Source organism: Williamsia sp. MIQD14 (assembly GCF_051025635.1).
Lineage (GTDB): Bacteria > Actinomycetota > Actinomycetes > Mycobacteriales > Mycobacteriaceae > Williamsia_A.
Map to the genome: position 1 here is coordinate 334,022 of NZ_JBPFDG010000004.1, position 19,053 is coordinate 353,074.

Annotated in this window: 15 protein-coding genes; 12 read left to right on the forward strand and 3 right to left on the reverse strand. The window is 69.1% G+C overall.

All coding sequences use genetic code 11. The features are described 5' to 3' along the window. Positions 1–234 precede the first annotated feature (234 nt). The 9 genes from ACQ7HM_RS16190 to ACQ7HM_RS16230 all read left to right on the forward strand — a co-directional run bounded on the left by ACQ7HM_RS16190 (position 235) and on the right by ACQ7HM_RS16230 (position 11,653). On the forward strand, positions 235–1,587 hold the full coding sequence (locus ACQ7HM_RS16190) for an AAA family ATPase (RefSeq protein ID WP_434217259.1): 1,353 nt from the start codon (positions 235–237) through the stop codon (positions 1,585–1,587). A 13-nt stretch (positions 1,588–1,600) separates the two neighbouring features. Further along, positions 1,601–2,926 (forward strand): lipase family protein, encoded by a 1,326-nt coding sequence (locus ACQ7HM_RS16195; RefSeq protein WP_434217260.1) that lies wholly within the window; start codon positions 1,601–1,603, stop codon positions 2,924–2,926. After that, the gene (locus ACQ7HM_RS16200) at positions 2,923–3,618 is read left to right on the forward strand and encodes a YveK family protein (RefSeq protein ID WP_434217261.1); all 696 of its coding nucleotides are present in this window, start codon (positions 2,923–2,925) and stop codon (positions 3,616–3,618) included. The genes ACQ7HM_RS16195 and ACQ7HM_RS16200 overlap by 4 nt, the downstream gene beginning before the upstream one ends. Positions 3,619–3,632: 14 nt before the next feature. Further along, positions 3,633–4,904: an alpha/beta hydrolase gene (locus ACQ7HM_RS16205; RefSeq protein ID WP_434217262.1), complete on the forward strand. Its 1,272-nt coding sequence runs from the start codon at positions 3,633–3,635 to the stop codon at positions 4,902–4,904. A gap of 336 nt (positions 4,905–5,240) precedes the next feature. Then, positions 5,241–6,539 carry an acyltransferase family protein gene (locus tag ACQ7HM_RS16210; protein ID WP_434217263.1) on the forward strand — a complete coding sequence of 433 codons (1,299 nt, stop codon included), beginning with the start codon at positions 5,241–5,243 and terminating at the stop codon, positions 6,537–6,539. 81 nt (positions 6,540–6,620) lie between these two features. Then, positions 6,621–8,150: a GH39 family glycosyl hydrolase gene (locus tag ACQ7HM_RS16215; protein WP_434217264.1), complete on the forward strand. Its 1,530-nt coding sequence runs from the start codon at positions 6,621–6,623 to the stop codon at positions 8,148–8,150. Beyond that, the gene (locus ACQ7HM_RS16220; protein WP_434217265.1) at positions 8,147–9,343 is read left to right on the forward strand and encodes a lipase family protein; all 1,197 of its coding nucleotides are present in this window, start codon (positions 8,147–8,149) and stop codon (positions 9,341–9,343) included. The genes ACQ7HM_RS16215 and ACQ7HM_RS16220 overlap by 4 nt, the downstream gene beginning before the upstream one ends. 5 nt (positions 9,344–9,348) lie before the next feature. Continuing rightward, entirely contained in the window at positions 9,349–9,966 is a 618-nt protein-coding gene (locus ACQ7HM_RS16225) for a TetR/AcrR family transcriptional regulator (RefSeq protein ID WP_434217266.1), read from the forward strand. 184 nt (positions 9,967–10,150) lie between these two features. After that, a complete protein-coding gene (locus ACQ7HM_RS16230) occupies positions 10,151–11,653 on the forward strand; it encodes a sugar transferase (protein ID WP_434217267.1) in 1,503 nt (500 codons plus the stop codon). A 58-nt stretch (positions 11,654–11,711) separates the two neighbouring features. Here ACQ7HM_RS16230 and ACQ7HM_RS16235 read toward each other — a convergent pair whose 3' ends face one another. Next, entirely contained in the window at positions 11,712–13,019 is a 1,308-nt protein-coding gene (locus tag ACQ7HM_RS16235) for a diguanylate cyclase (RefSeq protein ID WP_434217268.1), read from the reverse strand. 515 nt (positions 13,020–13,534) lie between these two features. Here ACQ7HM_RS16235 and ACQ7HM_RS16240 point away from each other — a divergent pair. The 3 genes from ACQ7HM_RS16240 to ACQ7HM_RS16250 all read left to right on the forward strand — a co-directional run bounded on the left by ACQ7HM_RS16240 (position 13,535) and on the right by ACQ7HM_RS16250 (position 16,184). After that, positions 13,535–14,665: an NDMA-dependent alcohol dehydrogenase gene (locus ACQ7HM_RS16240; protein WP_434217269.1), complete on the forward strand. Its 1,131-nt coding sequence runs from the start codon at positions 13,535–13,537 to the stop codon at positions 14,663–14,665. Between the two features lie 32 nt (positions 14,666–14,697). After that, positions 14,698–15,543, forward strand: coding sequence for a serine hydrolase domain-containing protein (locus ACQ7HM_RS16245; protein ID WP_434217270.1), 846 nt, complete (start codon positions 14,698–14,700; stop codon positions 15,541–15,543). Between the two features lie 122 nt (positions 15,544–15,665). Continuing rightward, on the forward strand, positions 15,666–16,184 hold the full coding sequence (locus tag ACQ7HM_RS16250; RefSeq protein WP_434217271.1) for a DUF3145 domain-containing protein: 519 nt from the start codon (positions 15,666–15,668) through the stop codon (positions 16,182–16,184). A gap of 87 nt (positions 16,185–16,271) precedes the next feature. Here the strand turns inward: ACQ7HM_RS16250 and ACQ7HM_RS16255 are convergent, their stop codons facing one another. Further along, entirely contained in the window at positions 16,272–17,723 is a 1,452-nt protein-coding gene (locus tag ACQ7HM_RS16255; RefSeq protein WP_045823322.1) for an acyl-CoA carboxylase subunit beta, read from the reverse strand. A 63-nt stretch (positions 17,724–17,786) separates the two neighbouring features. Beyond that, the gene (locus ACQ7HM_RS16260; protein ID WP_434217272.1) at positions 17,787–19,052 is read right to left on the reverse strand and encodes a KasA/KasB family beta-ketoacyl-ACP synthase; all 1,266 of its coding nucleotides are present in this window, start codon (positions 19,050–19,052) and stop codon (positions 17,787–17,789) included. Between the last annotated feature and the right edge of the window lies 1 nt (position 19,053).

Below are 19,053 nucleotides of genomic sequence, written 5' to 3' on the forward strand. Positions count from 1 at the left end.
GATGAGGGAGTGCAAGTCGGTATGGTCGTTCGGGCATCCCCGGCGCGTCGGGGAACGTCGGGTTAGGGTTGTCCGGGCATGGCAGGCGAGGTATCCATCGCGCATTGTCGTATCGTTCGGGTCGGTGGTCGTGTTCGTTCGTGACCCCGTCGGAGACGATCACGTTCCTGTCGACGACGAATCGTTCATCAGTTTTCTGTCCGGATGCTGTCCGGCCTGAAGGGAGTCCATCGCGTGGCTATTCGCGAGTATGTACGGATATTCGTGAAGTTCTGGTGGGTGATCGTGGTGTTCGCCGTGATCGGCGCAGCGGGCGGATACGCCTACAGTGTCTTCTTCCAGGACTCCGGGTACGCCGCGACGTCGCGACTGTTCGCGACGGCCGAGGGCGGGTCGTCGGTGGGCGAGTCCTACCAGAACAACCTCTTCGCCCAGGAACGCGTCAACTCCTACGCCGCGATCGCCACGAGCGATCAGGTCGCGCGTCGTGCGTCGGCCGCGCTCGGTGGGGCGGTCAGTGCCGACACCCTGCGCGCCCACACCACCGCGGCGGCCATCGACAAGACGGTGATCATGGCCGTGACCGTCACCGACGCCTCGCCGCGTCGTGCGCAGTCCTACGCCAACGCCGTCGCCCAGCAGACCGCCGTCGTGGTCCAGGAACTCGAGACCTCCCGTCGAGGTGGCGGTGCCGCGGCGACGGCGATCGTCCTCGACGACGCCGACCTGCCCTCGACCCCCGTCGGGTTCTCGGTCTGGATCCTGCTGATCATGGGTGTCGCGGCCGGCCTGATCGTCGGCATCCTCGTCGCGGTCGGTCTCGCCCTGCTCGACCGCCGGGTGCGCGACAGCGCCGCGGTCACCACCAGCAGCGGACACCACCTCCTGGCCGAGATCCCCACGAGCGACCTCTACGTCGAGGCCGCGGTCACCGGCAGCGGCGAGGGCATGGAGCCCTTCCGCACGCTGCGCACCAACATCCGCTTCATCGGGGCCGCCGCATCGGCCAGCGGCACCTCCCCACGCGTCATCACCGTCACCGGCCCGGGCGCGGGGGTCGGTCGCACCACCGTCGCCCTCGGACTCGCCGGCGTGCTCGCCGACGCGGGCCACGACGTCCTGCTCATCGACGCCGATCTCGCGGGCAACGGCATCGCCCGCGCCATCTCCATCTCCTCCGACAAGGGTCTGTCGTCGGCCGTGGTGGGCGAGGGCGATCTGGTGTCGAACGTGGTGCGTCTGCGCGAGAACCTCGCCGTGCTGCCTGCGGGTACGCGTCCCCCGACGGCCGGCGAACTCATCTCCTCGGAGGGCTTCGACGAGGTGCTCGCCCAGGCCCGTCGTCGATTCGACTTCGTCGTGCTCGACACCCCCGCCACGGACGCCTCGACGTCGGCGGCGGTGTGTGCCGCACTCTCCGACGCGACCGTGGTGCTCGCGCGGCTCAACCGGACCACGCGGCCCGGGCTGAAGTCGTCGGTCGAGTCGCTGGTCGCGCTCGGTGTCCAGGTGGTCGGTGTGGCCGTCACTCACGCCGCGGTGTCGGGTGCATCGGCTAAGGTCGACGCCACCTCGGAGCGTGGATGAGCGGGTCGCGGACATGACACGACCGCACCGGCGGCCGACGGACATCGCACCGGTGCGACGCCGTCCGACCCGTCGGACGGCCCGGTCGATCCTGCTCGGCGCCACCACGATGCTCACGGTGCTGGTGAGCGCGGCCTGCTCGGTGTCGCCGCCCGACAACACCTCGGTCCCCATCAACCCGTCGGTCTCGGGGCCGGCCCTGGTGTCGCAGTACCCGAACGTGACGCTCACCGCCCCGGCCGACTCGCGCCGTCCCGGCGGCGTCGTCGCACTGCAGGACCCGCCCAGCCCGGTCGACCCGGACCTCTCCTCGGTCGGGGTGTCGATCCGACGGATCATCTACCGCTCGACCAACGGACTCGACAACTCACCGACCGAGGTGTCGGGGATCGTGGTCGTGCCCAACGGCCCGCCGCCCGACGGCGGCTGGCCGATCGTGGCCTACGGCCGCCCCAACTCCGGAATCCGACCCGAGTGTGCCCCGTCGCTGTTCGGGTCGATGCTCGGCAACGCCGAGGTGATGGCCAACATCGCGGTGTCGGGATACGTCGTGGTGATGTCGGACTACCAGGGCATCGGTCAGGCAGGCCCGGTCGTTCCGTTCCTCGACGCGACGACCTACGGCAACAACCTCATCGACGCGGTACGCGCCGCGCACGCCCTCAACCCCAGCGTGGTCAGCACCCGGTGGATCTCCTACGGCGGCGCCCTCGGCGGGTTGGCGTCGTGGGCGGCCGGTGACCGGTCGGCCGCCTACGGTCAGGGCCTCGACCTGCTCGGATCGGCGTCGATCGCGCCGTGGGCCAACATGACCGGGTTGGTCGACCGCGCGGTCAGCGGGACCCTCACCCCGGCGCAGTACTCGGTGTACATCTACACGCTCCAGTCGATCGCCGACTCGAACTCGTCGATGAACCTCGACGACTACCGCTCGTCGTACGCGCGCAGCATCTGGCCGACCCTGCTGCAGTGTCTGCCGACCGCGCGCACCTCCGTCGAGGACATCGGACGGGCGATCACGTCGCTCGGTCCCGACGACCTCAGGCCGAACTCGGCGGCGGCCGCGGCGTTCGTGAAGTCGCGTATCCAGGCACGGGCGGCCCCGGTCGGCGCGAACAAGAAGCCGGCGCTGATCATCTACGGCACCGACGACGAGGTCGCCGACGTCGGACCCACCGAGGCCGCGATCACCCAGGCGTGCCAGGACGGACAGAGCCTGTTCGTGGTGCGGCGCGTCGGGGAGACGCAGGAGGATCTCAAGGCCGACCAGGCGGTGGACTTCGTCAACACCCTGCGGCTCGGTGGCGGCAACGTGACGAACTGCGGGGACCGACCGTGAAGTCGCCGTCGACCTCGACCATGACCGACTACGGCCGGATCCTGCGGCGGTCGTGGATCACCGTCCTCGTCGCGGTCGTCGGCGGCATGGCCGTCGGTTGGTTCGCCCAGAGCATGGAGAAGCCGGAATACACCAGCCAGGCCGTCGTGGTCGCCAAGGCGCCCGGACCGCCGTCGGTCGTCGCGGCGTACGCCAGTGACCTGTCCGGTCGCGCCGAGATCGAGACGATGCGCAACCTCGCGCTCTCCCAACAGGTCCTGTCACGGGTCCTCGTCGCCGACCGCGCGAAGGTGCTGGGCCCGAACGCGACCACGGCCGACCTCGCCTCGCGCATCACCGTCTTCCCGGTGCTCAACAGCGCGGTGTTCCGCATCGTCACCACCGGTGACACCGCGGAGGCGGCCACGACGCTGGCGTCGTCGATGGCCGATCAGATGCGCCAGGTCGTGAGCGAGCTCGAGCCGATGGGCACCGAGTCGGTGCAGTCGGAGCTGTTCGTCGTCGACGCCTCCACCCCGGCGGGCGCCTCCACCGAGACCAGCCTGACGCAGGCGATCGGACTCGGCGGCGCCATCGGGTTCGGCGTCGCGGCGATCGCGCTGATCGGCGCCAACATGATCGGCAACCGGGTCGGCGACGGCCGCGACGCCCTGCACGTACTGCGTGATGTCCGAGGACTGAGGAAAACATGACGATGCGGAGACCCGTGACGAAGCGCGACATCCACCGATCGCGCGGACCGGTGGGCGGGCGTGTCCGCGCGCTCGCCGTGATCGGTTGTGTCGCAGCGGTGCTGTCCACGACCGCGGCCTGTGGTTCGGATTCCGACAGCGCCGACTCCGATCCCGCCCAGTCGACCATCGGTGCGCCGCTGGCCGTCGACACCCGCGACACCGGCGTCGGCTCGATCGTCAGCGCCAACGAGATGCCGCTCCTCGACCGGCGTGTCAGCGCGGCGTCGTCGATCGCCGCCCGCGTCGTCTACCGCTCGACCTCCGGCATCGACGACTCCCGCACCGAGGTCTCGAGCGCGATCTTCATCCCGTCGGGGACACCGCCGACCGGGGGGTGGCCGGTCATCGCGCTCGGCCACGGCACCACCGGTGTGCTCGGGGAGTGCGGGCCGACCCTCGACCCGACCCTGCTGGGGATCTCGATCATCGCCAGTGGCCTCGTGAGCGAGGGCTTCGCGGTCACCGTGAGCGATTACCAGGGCCTCGGGGCTCCCGGTGTGACCGAACCGACACACCCTTATCTCGATGCGGCGACCGAGGGCATGAACGTCATCGACTCGGTGCGCGCGGCGCGTCGCCTGTCCCCGTCGGTGTCCAACCGGTGGGCGGCCCTGGGCACCTCGCAGGGCGGGCAGGCCGTGTTCGCGGCCAACGAGCTCGCCGGCACCTACGCCCCCGATCTGGACCTGCTCGGCACCGCGGCCGCCTCCCCGCCGCTCGACATCGCGCCGCTGGCGCAGGCCGCCGCACAGCGCAGGCTCACCGAGGACCAGCGCGGCCTCATGCAGTGGATGCTGCTGGTGCTCAAGCACGAGAACCCCGACCTGGACCTGGACTCGTACCGTCGAGGCGTCGTCGAATCGAACTGGGATCTGTTGTCGCAGTGCAGCCCTGCGTTCACCGAGCGGCGCGCCGCGGTCATCAAGGAGATCAGTCCCGACGACCTCACGCCGTCGTCGACCGCGGCGACGAATGCGCTCACCGACCTCCTCGCGCGGCGCAGCCTGCCGGTCCGGCGGGCTGCGGCCCCGATCCTTGTGCTCTACGGCGGCCGCGACCAGTTGGTGACGCCGCAGTGGACCACCGACGCCGTCGCGCGGGCGTGCCGACTCGGCGACACCATCCAGTCGGTGCTGCAGCCCGATCGCGGCCACGCCGACGTCGACATATCGATCGCGACGAGCTGGCTGCAGAACCGGTTCAACAATCGGGCCGTCGTGAACGACTGTGGCCGCCTGACCTGAGGCGGGCGGTTCGTCCGAGTGGTGACGGTGTCCGGGTCCGGTTATGGTGACCGCGTGGGGGTCGGGTACGTCGACTCCCGCAGGGGGTGGCCGGGGGGCCTGCGAAACCGTGCTACGGCTTCTACCATCACTCTCGTGACCTCGTCACGGTGATCCATCGGCACGACTGTGCCGTTCCGTGACGCCAGCACGCCATCGCGCATCAGTGTGCGGTCGGCCGCAGACCACGAAACGGACGGTGACGGTGAACACCTCAGCGCAGCTCGAGACCGGGGCCGCCAGTTCGTCGACCTGTGCACGATCCGCCGCCGTGGGGCGTGGGGCGGGGTCGACCGCGTGACCGCCGACACCCCGCACCGGCCCTCGGGACACATCCCGGTGATACCGGCCTCCGCCATCTCGGGTGCTCCCGTCACGGCGACGGTGGCACCGCGTCGCCGCGGTCGCATCAAGGGTCTCGACGGACCGCGTGGCCTCGCCTGTATCGCCGTCCTCGTGGTCCACGTGGCCGCGCACTACTCACCCGACACGACGGTGGCCAGCAAGATCGGCCTGCTGGGTCAGTCGCTGATCTTCTTCTTCGGGCTCTCGGGGTTCCTGCTGTTCCTGCCGTTCGTGCGCGCCCTGTTCCTCGGCGCCCCGAAACAGCCCGACGTTCGACAGTTCGTCATCCACCGCCTGCTGCGCATCTTCCCCGTCTACCTCGTGATCTTCCTGATCGCGAACTTCGCCCTGCAGGCCGCCTACTTGACCAACGCCGAGAAGTCGCTGGTCATCGGTTCGCAGGCGGGTACCGGGATGATCACCGACCCGTGGACGTTCATCGCCAACCTCTTCCTGGTCCAGACGTACTTCCCGAGCCTCATCCAGACCGGCGTGAACCCGTCGTGGTCGCTGACGCTGGAGTACGCCTTCTACTTCGCCCTCCCGATCGTCGGTGCGCTGATGTTCGCGCTGCGTCGTCGCATGCGGTGGAACCCCGTGGTGATCGGGCTGATCCCGCCGATCCTGTTCGTCGTCATCGGCGTCGCGGGCAAGGTGTTCGCCTACCACCTCGCCCATCGCGCCGGGATCACCGACATCGCCGAGCAGAACTTCGGCGCCAACTGGTCGGCGGTCGTGTTGCGCAGCTTCCTCGGCGGCAGCGACGCCTTCGCGTTCGGCATGGCCGCGGCGGTCCTCTTCGTCGCGGTCGAGGTCGGCCCCGAGGGTTCGCGGCTCGGCACGAGGCTGCGGCGCTGGTCGGTCGCCGGGCTGGTCGTGTCGACGCTCGCGATGCTGGCCCTGCTCGCGCTCAAGTCGAACTTCCAGGTGACCGCGACCGGGCTCGCGGCCGGCCTGTTCATCCTGATCATTGTGTTGCCGCTGGCCGAGGGGCGCCGCTCGCGGATGGCCGACATCCTCGATTTCAGGCCGTTCGAATATCTGGGGAAGATCTCGCTCGGCATCTATCTGTGGCACTTCCCCCTGCTCATCGCGCTGGGCCGATGGGGTCTGCTCGCGGGCGACAGCGTGGGCGGGATGCTCGGAAATCTCGCCATCGTCGGTGTCCTGTCGGTGGCGTGTGCCGCCGTGACCTACCGCTTCGTCGAGGAGCCCGGGCTCAAATACGCCCGCAAGTTGCGTATCAGGTAGCGCTGTTTCGCTACAGTCAACTTCATTAACGAACTCCAACGGATACTTCGACTGGTTCGCGGCACGTCCACCGCATCGACGATGGCAGTTGCCCTCGTCGTCCTCGCCGTGCTCACGACCGCATGCGGTACCGACCCCGCCGGCGACACCGCCACGTCGACCGCCTCGACCCGGCCCACCCCCGTGGCCGCCGCACCGCAGCTGGTCCCCATCGGGGTGAACGGCGGCAGCATGCTGATCGTGGAGGACGACACCGTTCTCGAGCGATCGCTCTCGGCCATGAACGACCTCGGCGTCCGCACCCTGCGTCTCGACCTCGCCTGGCCCTTCATCGAACCCGTCGAGGGTGTCTTCAACTGGGCGCCGGTCGACCGGGTCGTCGACGCCGCGAGGGCCCACGGCATCGAGATCGTCGGCGTCGTCGACTACACGCCCCGCTGGCAGGCCGGCGGATCCTCGCAGTTCACCCGCCGCCCGGCGTCGGCCACCGAATTCGGACGCTTTGCGGGCGACGTCGCCGAGCACTACTCGGGTCGCGTCTCCACGCTGGAGATCTGGAACGAACCCAACGGCGGCTACTTCTTCCGCCCGAGACCCGACCCGGTGTTCTACACGTCGATGCTCAAGGCGGCCTATCGGCAGATCAAGGCGGCCGACCCGCGTATCACCGTCCTCGGTGGTTCGGTCGCCACCGCCGTCGACACCTCCACCACTATGAACGGCCGCACGTTCGTCGAGAAGATGTACGCCGCCGGGGCGGCGGGGTACATGGATGCTCTGTCGGTGCACCCGTACTCCTACCCGACCTCCTACTCCACCGACCCCCTCGACCCGGACGGGGCCATGCGGATGGTGGCCGGGATGTACTCGGTCATGCAGGCGTACGGCGACGGCGACAAGAAGATCTGGGCCACCGAGGTGGGGTTCCCGACATCGGGCACACCGATCTCCGACGCCGCGACGCAGGCGGCCATCATCACCGAGTCGATCCGTGAGTGGTCGCAGCTGTCGTTCGCCGGCCCGATCCTGGTGCAGGAACTGCGCGATCGGAAAGACGACTCCGCCGACCGTGAGGACACCTTCGGCATCATGCGGGTCGACTTCTCGGCCAAACCGCTCTACACCTCGCTGAAGAGTCTCATCGCCTCCGATCTCAACGACGACGTCGTGTACCAGCGGGTGCTGGGCGCGTCCGCGCGAGCGCAGTTCCCCATCGGCGGTGCGGTCACCCCGTGGTACCGGCAGGCCTCACCGCGCGGGACGCAACAGATCCGACAGGAGTTCACCGGGGGAGCGGTCACCTGCTGGATGGACCGGTGCTTCGCCTCGCCGACCGCGGTGGTCGCCGCGATGGACAAGGCGGGGTCGACCCCGACCGGTCCGATGATCGACGGGCGGCAACCGGTCGACGATCTGGTGAGCACCGAGTACTTCTGGTCACCGCAGACGGGCGCTCACCCGCTGTCGGGTGAGATGCTGGACGCATGGCGACCGCAGTTCGGACTTCCGATGACCGATGAGTTCCGCGACGGCAACACCACCGTGGTCCGGTGCCAGTTCGCGACCCTGCGCAGGCCGGGTCGTGGCTCGGTGACCGTGGACCCGGTGTGAGGAGGCCCGCAGGGCTCACCCGACCGGTCACATGGAGCATCGCGATCATTGTGGCGCTCGTCGTGGCCGTGGTGGTCGTGCTCGTCGTCGGCGTCTCGAACCCCGACGGCACCGACAACCCCGCCCGAGGCGGCGACACACCCGGCTCGGTGCTGTCGGCGAAGCCCATGGACGACCTCCCGCTGCTGATGAAACTCGGGAAGGTCAAGGGGTCGGTCGTGCAGTACGTGTCCACCGACTCGTCGGGCAGGCGCACCCGCGTCAGCGGCACCGTCTTCAAACCCGGTGGTGAGGCGCCCGCGGGTGGATGGCCCGTCGTCGCGGTGGCGCACGGGACCCTCGGCATCAACACCGAGTGCGGTCCGTCGACGTCGCCCGACCTCCGCGGACTCATCGGTCTCGCGCAGGGCCTGCTCGGGGCGAAGTACGCCGTCGCCATCGCCGACTACCAGGGCCTCGGCGCAGCCGGCGTCCACCCGTACCTCGACTCCGGCACCGCGGGCCGCAACGTCATCGACTCGGTGCGTGCCCTGCGCGCGGTGTTCGACGACATCTCCCCCCGGTGGGGCGGGTTCGGTTCCTCGCAGGGCGGCGGCGCGATCTGGGCCGCCGACGAGGACGCGGGCACCTACGCCCCCGAACTCGACCTCGTCGGTGTCGTCGCCGGGGTCCCCGCCGCCGACGTCGTGGGACTCGTGGCGAAGGCCCGTGCGGGGACACTCACCCGTGACCAGGCGCCGGCCCTGCAGTGGTTCGTCGAGGCGGCCGCCCGTTCCCACCCCGACATCGTCCGCGACGACTACCGCAGCGGCAGTGCGGTCACCAACTGGGACGTGCTCTCGGCGTGCTCCGGTTCGTTGGTGGGCAGGCGTGACGCCGCCGTGGACGAACTCGGGCCCTTCGACCTCGCCCCCCGCACCGACGAGGCGGCCGCGCGTCTCACCGATCTCCTGCGGTCGTACGCGTTGCCGCGCCGGGCGGTGACCGCGCCGATGTATGTGCTCTACGGCGACGCCGACACCTACATCGACAAGGCCTGGACGAAAGCCGCGGTCGCGAAGGCCTGCGGGCTCGGCGACCGCCTCACCATCAGCGAGCAGGCGGGTAAGGGGCACGGCGACATCAACCTCGACAACGCGCTGCCGTGGTTGCAGTCGCGGTTCGTCGGCGCGACCTCCGAGCAGGACTGCTGACGGCCGTGTCGGCGGCAGTCGGGGGAGGCCGGCCCGAGCCGACCGCACGCGATGTCGCCAAGGCGGCGCGGCGTGCCGAGATTCTTACTGCCGCAGCGCATCTCATGGCCCGCCGTGGATATGCGGCGGTCCGGTTGGAGGACATCGGCGCCGAGGTCGGGATCAGCGGGCCGGCGATGTATCGACACTTCGAGGGCAAACACGACCTGCTCGCGCAGTTGCTGATCGACGTGTCGCGTCGACTGCTCGACGGCGGACGGGCCGCGCGCACCGCGTCGGGGACCGCCGAGGTGCTGCGCGCCCTGATCGGGCGCCACGTCGATTTCGCGGTGTCCGAACCCGATCTCATCGAGGTCCAGTTCCGCGACCTGTCGTCACTCGACACCGACGCCCGACGCCTGGTGCGTCGCCTGCAACGCGACTACGTCGACATCTGGGCCGACGTCCTCGTCGAGCACCTCGCGATCCCGCGAGACGAGGCGCTGACCAGGGCGCATGCAGTGTTCGGCCTGATCAACTCCTCGCCCCGGCTGCGGGACGTGCCCACCCCGCAGGTGCGTGACCTGCTCGTCGCGATGGCGGGCGCCGCGGCCGAACAACCGATCCGAGCCGTCGATCGGTGACCGCAGTTCACCTGGCGGCGCCCCTGATGGACGCCTGTACGTAACGCCGGTCACCCAGAATCAGATGTAGCCGTCAAGACCTCGTGCATGCACGCTCACGACGCGGGGAAACCAGTTAGGCTGACAAACCAGTTCGTCGCAGTTCGCCGAACACCGGCTCGCCGTGGATCCCGAAAGGAGTGTCGTGACCTCGTTACCGTTCCGCCCGCACGCGCGCTCCACCGTTCCCGCCACCGACGCCCGCTTCGTCCAGCCGCGCTCGCAGCACTGGATGTACAAGTACGCCGCCCGCGCCCGCATCGTCGACCTCGTCGTCATCACCGTCGCCGTCGCGACCGCCCTCATCGTGCGCTTCGGCTACCACCTCACCCACACCCTCGGTCGCTTCAGCTGGCCCGCCATCTTCGTCGCGGGCGCCATCGTCGTGTGGTGGTTCGGGATGCTGCGCATCACGCAGAGTTCGGACCGTCGCGTGTTGGGCAGCGGCCCGAACGAGTACAGCCGGGTGCTCACGTCCTCGGTGACCACCTTCGGCGTGTTCGCGATCGTCGACCAGCTGATGGCCCTGAGCGTCGCGCGCGGGTTCCTGGCCATCGCGTTCCCGCTCGGTACGGGTCTGTTGTTGCTGAGCCGCTGGAGCATGCGTCGCTACCTCGTGAGTATGCGCCGATCCCGGAAATACCTCGAGCGCGTGCTCATCATGGGTGGGGTCCGCTCGGCCCGACCGCTGATCGACCGGCTCGAGGCCAGCCCCGAGCTCGGGTTCGAGGTCGTCGGCCTGTGCGTGCCGGTCGAGAAGCCGACCGATCCCGAGATCATCGAGTCGTGCGGACGGCTCATCCCGGTGTTCGGGGACTTCTCCGACGCCCGCAGCGCCGTCGCCCTCTCGGGCGCCACCACCGTCGCGGTCACCTCCGCCGAGGTCCTCGGGCACTCCGCGATGCGGGAACTGTCATGGGATCTCGACGACATGGACGTCGAGATGCTGGTGTCGCCCGGTGTCACCGACGTCGCCGGCCCGCGCATGATGGTGCGGCCCGTCGCCGGACTGCCGCTGCTGCACATCGACAAGCCCGCCTACGAGGGCGCCAACCGCTTCCTGAAGTCGGCCTTCGACCGCAGTGCCACCGCGGTCCTGCTGATCCTGCTGTCGCCGGTCATGCTGGCCTGCGCGATCGCCATCAAGGTGAGCTCGCCGGGGCCGGTCTTCTACCGGGGCGAACGCGTCGGGCTCGGCAACGAACCGTTCCCGATGTGGAAGTTCCGGTCGATGGTCGTCGGTGCCGACGCGCAACGTCAGATGTTGGCGAGCCAGAGTCAGGGCAACGGTGTCCTGTTCAAGATGGCCGACGATCCGCGCGTCACCCGTGTCGGCAAGTTCCTGCGCAAGTACAGCCTCGACGAACTACCCCAGCTGTTCAACGTGATGGGCGGCTCCATGAGCCTCGTCGGACCGCGCCCGCCGCTGCGCGAGGAGGTCGAGACCTACGACCACGTGGTCACGCGCCGCATGCTCGTGCGACCCGGGATCACCGGTCTGTGGCAGGTCTCGGGCCGCTCGGACCTCTCGTGGGAGGAGTCGGTGCGCCTCGACCTGTCCTACGTGGAGAACTGGTCGATCATGCAGGACATCCTCATCCTGTGGCGCACCGCGAAGGCCGTCGTCTCCCGCGACGGCGCGTACTGAGAACCCGCACGTCTGCCGAGGTCGTCCCCGCGCACGCGGGGTCAGGCTGCCCGATCGGTCACGCCATGCGGCGGACGGGGGCGAATGCGCCGGCGGGGTCGCCGTCGACGAAGTGGATCGGTGACGACGACAGGCACACCACGCGGTCGCGGCCCGCGCTCTTGGCGACGTAGACCCACCGATCGGCGAGATGGGTGAGGTGGTCGATCACGTGTGAGATGTTCGGTCGACCCGATCGGGTGCTCGACAGAGGCGCCGCCACGGCACCGATGCTCACGGTGACCGTCGACCCCGCGGCGACCGCCTCGCGGATCCGCTCGGCCGTGGCCGACAGCGCCGCCTGACCGGTGGTGCCGCACAGCACCACGAACTCCTCGCCGCCGAACCGGCCGATGAGGCTGCTGCGGGGGGCGGCGGAGGTGATCGCGGCGACCGTGTCGACCAGAACGCTGTCGCCGACCGCGTGCCCGAGGCGGTCGTTGATCGCCTTGAAGTGGTCGACGTCGATGAGCAGGAACCCGACCTGATCACCCGCCGCGGCGACCGAGGTCAGCAGATCTCCACTGCGGGCGAGGAATCCGCGCCGGTTGAGCAGACCCGTGAGCGGATCGGTGTCGCCGAGGACGGCGTACCGCTCCATCGTGACCTCGAGGGAGTTGCGCAGCGCGGCGACGATGAACACCGGGACCATCACGTTCGCCACGCCGGCGCCACACCGCACGATGATCCCGACGACGGAGGTGACGTCGATGAACGCCAGACCGATCGCGAGCGCGACGGCGAACACCGCGAACGACACGACGACACGGCGCGACGACGACATCGCCGCGATCGCCGGGATGGCGGCGAGGAGGGTGATGATGACGCCCGACGCGGCGGGTTCGGTGACCACGTAGGCGGCCACCGCGATCCCGACCATGCCGACGAAACCGAAGGTGGCGAACAGTCGGTCGCTGAGCCGGCCGACCACCAGCGTCGTGGCGAAGACCAGCAGTGTGAACATCCACACGGTCACGAGCCAGGGCAGGCCGCCGTCACGGATGAACTCCGGTTGCAGGAAGCCCAGGACCGGCAGGGGGAGTGATCCACTGGTGCTCAGCAGCACCGCGGCCGAGCGCGCGTCGAACCGACGCAGCACGCCGGCGGTGGTGGATCCGCGACCCCGCCCGACGACGACCTCGGTCCGCGGATCGGCATCGAGGTCGGCGATGGACTGCATCCGGCGTCGCCGGGACCCGTCGATCGCGGAGTCGGGGTGCCCGTCCGGCTCGGCGGACGGGTGTGACGGCGGGCGTGGGGTCCCGGCGGGCGGCACCCGATCGCGGCCCTCCGCGCGGCCGCGCGGCGTCTCGGGGTCCGTGTGCACGCCGACAACTATGCCCTGTTCATCACGCTTTCGTCACAGGTCCGTGAGCCGGACACCCGGGCGGGCAGGTGCGTGTGCCCGATGGCTGTCGGGGCGGTCGACGTGGCGGTCACCGCATGTGACGACGCACAGATCAGTCTGCCGACGGCCACGGGTAATCCGCACTGTGCATGACGATGTCGCAGCGACCACAGATCCAGATACGTTGCGGTGGATCACTGCGGTTGTCCCAGCCGACCAGCATTCGGCGCCCGCCCAACCGGTGGCCCAACGGGCAGTGCGAGGGGAATCGCTCGATCAGGGGCGCCATCATCCACTCCAGACTCGGCCCGCGACGAGATCGATCGCGACACTACCGGCGGCCCCCGACGGCCGTCACGGACGGCGTGTCCGTGCGCTGCGCGACAACTCCGCGACCGCGGAAGTAGAACACGTTCCATTTCCGGGTCCGAGTGACTAGTGTCACCGCTAGGACACGCCGGGTCATCACCCCGGCGACGATGTGGAGGTTGTTCGTGAAGACCAAAGGTGCACTGCTCAGGAACTTCAACGAGAAGTGGGCGATCGAGGAGATCGAGATCGGGGAGCCCCGCGCGAGCGAGGTGCGCATCCGGATGGAGGCGGCCGGGATGTGCCACTCCGATCATCACCTGGTGACCGGCGGCATCCCCATGGCCGGGTTCCCCGTCCTCGGCGGACACGAGGGCGCCGGCGTCATCGAGGCGGTCGGCGAGGGTGTCACCGACTTCGCCGTCGGCGACCACGTCGTGCTGTCGTTCATCCCGTCGTGCGGCAAATGTCCGTCCTGCCGCTCCGGACTGAGCAACCTCTGCGACTTCGGCGCGATGCTCCTGCAGGGTGAAGCCGTGTCGGACAACACTTTCCGCGTACACACCGCGGAGGGGGAGAACGTCTACCCGATGACGCTGTTGGGGACGTTCTCGCCGTACATGGTGGTGCACGAGACCTCGGTGGTGAAGATCGATCCGTCGATCCCCTTCGAGGTGGCCTGCCTCGTCGGCTGTGGCGTGCCGACCGGCTTCGGATCGGCGACCCACAGCGCCAAGGTGCAGGTGGGCGAGGACGTCGCGATCGTCGGATGCGGCGGCGTGGGCATCTCCGCCCTGCAGGGTGCGGTGCTCGCCGGTGCGCGCAACGTGTTCGCCATCGACCCCGTCGAGTGGAAACGCGAGCAGGCCATGAAGTTCGGTGCCACCCACGCCTTCGCCAGCGTGGAGGAAGCGGCGATGACCATCGCCGAGGTCACCGAGGGCGCCATGGCCCGCAAGGTCATCGTCACCGTCGGCGAGGTGCACGGCTCCGACGTCGACCTGTGGATGGGCATCACCGCCAAGGCGGGGACCTGCGTGCTCACCGGCATGGGGTCGATGATGGAGACCGACGTGACGCTCAACCTCGCCATGCTCACCCTGCTCCAGAAGAACCTGCAGGGCACCATCTTCGGCGGCTCGAGCCCGAAGCTCGACATCCCGATGCTGCTGTCGCTCTACAAGAGCGGCAAGCTTAACCTCGACGACATGGTGACCCGGCAGTACCGCCTCGAGCAGATCAACGAGGGCTACCAGGACATGCTCGACGGCAAGAACATCCGCGGCGTCATCCGCTTCACCGAGGAGGATCACTGATCCCGACGGTGTTCATCTGACACCATGATCGGGTGCCCGAACTCGATCAGCCCGTACTCGATCAGCTCGACCGATGGCCGGTGGACTCGGTGTCGGCGGCGGTGGTGGTCGGCGGCGAGGTCATCGCGCGCCACGGCGACACCGGGCGGGCGTATCGCCTCGCGTCGGTCACCAAACTGCTCAGCGCCTACGCGGTGCTGATCGCCGTCGAGGAGGAGGCCGTCACCCTCGACCGGCCCGCGGGCCCACCCGGATCGACGGTCGCGCATCTGCTCGCCCACGCCTCCGGTCTCGCCTTCGACGCCGCCGACGGCGACACGGCCGCGGTCGAGGCGGGCGTGGGGGAGAAGCGGATCTACTCCAACGCCGGCTTCGCCGCGCTCGCCGACGAGGTCGCCGCAGCGACCGGCATCGGCTTCGCCGACTACCTGCACGAGGCGGTCTATGCTCCGCTCGGACTGGGGTCGACGGTGCTGAGCGGACCGGCCGGACACGGCGCCGAATCCTCCGTCGACGACCTCGCCGTGTTCGCCGCCGAGCTCCTCGCGCCGCGACTGCTCGCCGAGGCGACCCACGCCGAGGCGACATCGGTGCAGTTCCCGGGCCTCGACGGCTTCGTGCCCGGGTACGGGAGGCATCGCCCCAACGACTGGGGCCTGGGGATGGAGATCCGCGCCGAGAAGTCGCCGCACTGGACCGGGGCGTCGAACTCGCCCGCGACTTTCGGCCACTTCGGGCAGTCCGGCACGTTCCTGTGGGTCGATCCCACGATCGATGCCGCGTGCGTGGTGCTCACCGATCGCGACTTCGGGGCGTGGGCCAAGCCGCTGTGGTCGGACTTCAACGACGACGTGGTCGCGGCGATTCACGATCGATAACACTGTGCACTGGCGCAACACGGGTCACATGAGGCACAATTGCGGTGCACAGTGTGCTAACGCCGGATGTCGCAAGGTCGTTGGGGAAGACGCTCCTCGTCGACATCCCGGAGGTTGGAACAGTGCGCACTCTCGAACAGTTCGCGGACCGGACGACGGGCGTGGTCTACATCCACTCGTCGCCGACCGCGTTGTGCCCGCATGTGGAGTGGGCTCTGTCGTCGACCCTCGACGCCCGCGCGAACCTGAAATGGTCGGCGCAGGACGCGGCGCCGGGTCTGCAACGGGCGACCGTCGACTGGACCGGTCCCGTCGGTACCGGCGCGCGGTTGGCCAACGCCCTGCGTGAGTGGTCGCCCCTGCGCTTCGAGGTCACCGAGAACGCCAGCGACGGCGTCGACGGCGAACGTTTCTGTCATGTCCCCGGCCTCGGTCTGTGGCGGGGGTCGATGAGCGCCAACGGGGACGTGATGATCGGTGAGATGCAGTTGCGCGCCATGCTCGACGCCCAGGCCGACGGCATCGGACTCGCCGGACGCCTCGACGCCGCCCTGGGTACCGCCTGGGACTCGGCCCTCGAGGAGTTCCGCATGGGTGGTGCCGGCGCCGAGGTGACCTGGCTGCACCAGCGCGTGGGCTGACCCCACCCCGATCGACGAGCACCACGACGAAGGCCCCGGACCAGACGGTCCGGGGCCTTCGTCGTCTGAGGTGTCAGATCACGCCGCTCACAACGGGATGTTCTTGTGGCGTCCGCGTCGAGCCGGTGCCGAGGCCAGCGCCTCGGCGATCATGCTGCGTGTCTTCGCCGGATCGATGATCTCGTCGACGACACCGATCGACTGCGCACGACCCACACCGCCCGCGATGGCCTCGTGCTCCACCGCGAGGCGATCGTGCAGTGCCTCACGCTCGTCGTCGGCCGCAGCCGCGAGCGCCTTCTTGTGCAGGATGCCGACGGCCGCCTTGGCGCCCATGACCGCGACCTCGGAGCCCGGCCACGCGAACACCGCGGTCGCCCCCAGCGCGCGGGAGTTCATCGCGATGTAGGCGCCGCCGTAGATCTTGCGGGTCACCAACGTGACGCGGGGGACGGTGCACTCGGCGAACGCGTGCAGCAGCTTGGCGCCACGGCGCACGACGCCGTCCCACTCCTGGCCGACGCCGGGCAGGTACCCCGGGACGTCGGTGAGGACGATCAGCGGGATCCCGAAGGCATCGCACAGACGCACGAACCGGGCCGCCTTCTCGGCGCTGAGCGAGTTGAGGCACCCGCCCATGCGCAGCGGGTTGTTGGCGACGACGCCGACGCTGCGTCCCGACAGTCGACCGAAACCGACGACGATGTTCGGCGCGAACTTCGCCTGGATCTCCTCGAAGCTGGAGATCTCGGTCTCGCCATCGGCGGCGAGGTCGGTGTCGAGCAGACCCGCGACGACCGGGTGCACGTCGTACGCACGCCGGTTCGACTCCGGCAGAAGCGCTTTGAGGTCGGTGTCGCCGGCCTCGGCGCGCTGCCTGCTGAAGTGTCCCTGCTGGCTGAACGTCGCGACCAGGCGACGGGCGCGCCACAGGGCGTCGGGCTCGGAGTCGGCGGTGATGTGGCTGACGCCCGACTTCTTGCCGTGCGTCAGCGGGCCGCCGAGCGACTCCATGTCGACCTGCTCACCGGTGACACTGCGGACGACGTCGGGACCGGTGACGAACACCCGGCCGGCCGGCGCCATGATCACGATGTCGGTGAGCGCCGGGCCGTACGCCGCGCCACCCGCGGCGAAACCGACCACCACGGAGATCTGCGGGACGTACCCCGAGGCACGCACCATGGCCTCGAACACCTTGCCGACGGCGTGCAACGCCTCGACGCCCTCGGCGAGGCGTGCGCCCCCCGAGTGCCAGATCCCCACGATGGGGGCCTGTTCGGCGATCGCGGTGTCGATGGCGTTGACGATGTGCGCACAGCCGACCACACCCATGGCGCCGCCCATGACGGTGCCGTCGGTGCAGTACGAGATGGTGCGCACGCCGTTGACGCGACCGACGGCCGCCTGCACGCCCGACTTGTCGCGGGAGTGCAGCAGCGACATCGAACCCTCGTCGAAGAAGTTCGTCAGTCGCAGCAGCGGGTCACGAGGATCAGCCGAGTCCTCGTGCGAGGTGATCGGAGCCATGGTTGTCATCGATTCTCCTAACAGTTCCGGCGAGTCACTCACCACACGCAACTGTGTGTTTGGTGACGGGTGTCAGTAACGCCCAAAGGCGAGCGCCACGTTGTGCCCACCGAATCCGAACGAGTTGTTGATGGCGTAGTCGATGTGCCCATAGCGCGGCTCACCGGCGACGACGTCGAGGTTGCACTCCGAATCCATGTTGTCGAGGTTCAGCGTGGGCGGGATGACCCCGTCCTCGATCGCCTTGACGGTCAGGACCGATTCCAATGCACCCACCGCGCCGATGGAGTGCCCGAGCGCGGACTTCGGTGCGTACACCGCAGCGTGCTCGCCGATTGCCGAGTTGATCGCCAACGCCTCGGCGGTGTCGCCGATCGACGTCGACGTCGCGTGGGCGTTGACGTGCGTGATGTCGGTGCGCTGCAGACCTGCGGTCTCCAGTGCACGCGCCATCGCGCGTGCCGCACCCAGTCCCTCGGGATGGGGTGCGACGAGGTGATACCCGTCGGAGGTGATGCCCTGACCGAGCAGACGCGCGTGGATGTGCGCGCCGCGGGCCCGGGCGTGGTCCTCGCGTTCGAGGACCAGCAGTGCGGCGGCCTCGCCGAAGACGAAACCGTCACGATCCTTGTCGAACGGACGGGACGCCGCGGCGGGGTCGTCGTTGCGCGTGCTCATCGCCCGCATCATCGCGAAGCTGGCGATCGGCACGGCGTCGATGAAGCCCTCGACACCACCGGTGACGACCATGTCCGCGTCACCGAGGACGATGTGGCGCCACGCGTGGGCGATCGCCTCCGAGCCCGACGAGCACGCCGAGACCGGGGTGATGACGCCCGCGCGGGCCCCGATGTTCAGACCGATGACCGCGGCGGGTCCGTTCGGCATGGTCATCGGGACGGCCAACGGCGACACCTTGCGGTAGTTGCCGGTCAGCGTCATCGCGTCGTGTGCGGCGATGAGCGCATCGCCGCCGCCGAGGCCGGTGCCGAGAACGACCGCGAGGCGGTCCTTGTCGACATCGGGCTCGCCGGCCTGCTCCCAAAGGCGCTTGCTCATCACGTGGGCCATGCGCTCGACATAGCTCATGCGACGGGCCTCGACGCGGGACACCTCTTCGGTCGGGTCCTTGACCAACTTCCCGCCGATACGAACCGGGAGCTCGTACTTGGTCAGGAAGTCGTCTGTGAGGGTCTTGATACCGGACTCGCCGGCCAGAAGACCCTTCCACGTGGAGTCGAGATCTTCACCGACCGACGTGGTGGCGACCATGGAGGTCACCACGACGCTGGGGAAGTTCCCGGCTGCCGTGGAGAATTCACGAAGAGTGGAGGTCAAT

Bases quoted from the DNA above. Each gene is read 5' to 3' on its own strand.
- ACQ7HM_RS16195 (WP_434217260.1), top strand. From the start codon at position 1,601: ATGACACGACCGCACCGGCGGCCGACGGACATCGCACCGGTGCGACGC.
- ACQ7HM_RS16215 (WP_434217264.1), top strand. From the start codon at position 6,621: ATGGCAGTTGCCCTCGTCGTCCTCGCCGTGCTCACGACCGCATGCGGT.
- ACQ7HM_RS16255 (WP_045823322.1), bottom strand. From the start codon at position 17,723: ATGACAACCATGGCTCCGATCACCTCGCACGAGGACTCGGCTGATCCT.